General features: G+C 32.7%; 4 protein-coding genes. All 4 read right to left on the bottom strand.

Going from position 1 to position 1,102, the window contains the following annotated elements:
• On the bottom strand, positions 1-184 hold a 184-nt coding region (locus NF27_RS00200; protein ID WP_039454529.1), incomplete at its 3' end, for a hypothetical protein.
• Between the two features lie 55 nt (positions 185-239).
• Positions 240-554 (bottom strand): hypothetical protein, encoded by a 315-nt coding sequence (locus tag NF27_RS00195; protein WP_039454527.1) that lies wholly within the window; start codon positions 552-554, stop codon positions 240-242.
• 1 nt (position 555) lies between these two features.
• Positions 556-849 carry a hypothetical protein gene (locus NF27_RS00190; protein ID WP_204367843.1) on the bottom strand — a complete coding sequence of 98 codons (294 nt, stop codon included), beginning with the start codon at positions 847-849 and terminating at the stop codon, positions 556-558.
• A gap of 62 nt (positions 850-911) precedes the next feature.
• The coding region (locus NF27_RS12135; RefSeq protein ID WP_039454516.1) for a hypothetical protein at positions 912-1,102 on the bottom strand (191 nt) is incomplete at its 5' end.

The raw sequence follows: 1,102 nt of genomic DNA, 5'->3' as shown, positions 1-1,102 counted from the left end.
AGGGGCCAAGATTCAATTGCTCACCTGTGAGTGCTGGTAGCATGTTATCATGTAACCCTTGAAGGCTGCCATTAGCCTCTATTCCATTAGTGACTATTAGCTTAAGTGCTGCAAGCAACTCTAAACTGCTCTCGTAGTATACACAATCAATTAGTTCTTTAGTTGTATATTTGTATGTTGCCATTCTCTATATATTATTTAAGTTTAATAGCTTTTTAATAATAGTATTTTCAATTATTTTAACGGTCAATCTTGAGCAATTCATGTATATATGGTTCGTATTCTTCTATACGATTGACAATTCTTTTACGTTCTTCCTCACTATCTGGGGTATATTCTTTTTCTATGGAAAATATATCTTCCTCTTTTATAGCTCTTACGCTATCTAAAAAACTATTAGTTTTATTTTCAAAATCTATAGGTAATGCGTCTAAAGCTCCGGTATTACTCGACGTAACGCTAAGTATAGAGCCAGATTGACGTTTTCCTTTTTTATAATCATCAAATACTTCAATGATTCTCTTTAACATTCTTTTATAATGTGATTCTTCCATTTTAACCTCTTCCTTTGCCTTTATCCTCTTTAAATCCCTCACTACTTCTAACAATAGTTATAACTAAATCTCCTTCTGTTACTACTTTAAAAGTTCCTTCAATATGTGCTATTCTACTAACTCCGTTCTTAACATGGGGTACTTTTGTATTTCTACTATTTATAATATGCTCAACAAATTTAGGACTTAACCCGGTTGGAGGATGGTTTTCTGAAGTATGACCGGCTACTCTACCCTTTACCCCACCAACTATATGCACAGGATACATGTTTTCGATCGCATGTCTAGTATACAAATAACGGTTGTGTTGCAAAGAATAAAATTGAAGGAAGAAGTTATAAAATTTTATGAGGTTTTTTAGAAAATATAAGCAGGGGTAGGTAAGTTAAATTGCCTTTCAACAAAGTATTTAATATTTATAGCAGAGCTCTTAAGTAAGTGATAAAGCTGCCCCTTGAATAACATATTGATTGTCTCAATCCCTCGAATGGTATTATAAGCTGTTTTATAACTATGATAACCCATAGCATCTTTGGTTTTCCATTTTA

Source organism: Candidatus Jidaibacter acanthamoeba (assembly GCF_000815465.1).
Classification (GTDB): Bacteria; Pseudomonadota; Alphaproteobacteria; order Rickettsiales; family Midichloriaceae; genus Jidaibacter; species Jidaibacter acanthamoebae.
The sequence above is the reverse complement of the archived record's forward strand: the minus strand, read 5'-3'. Positions and strand labels throughout refer to the sequence as shown.

Excerpts from the sequence above, each read along its gene's own strand:
- NF27_RS00195 (WP_039454527.1), bottom strand. The coding sequence starts at position 554 with ATGGAAGAATCACATTATAAAAGAATGTTAAAGAGAATCATTGAAGTA.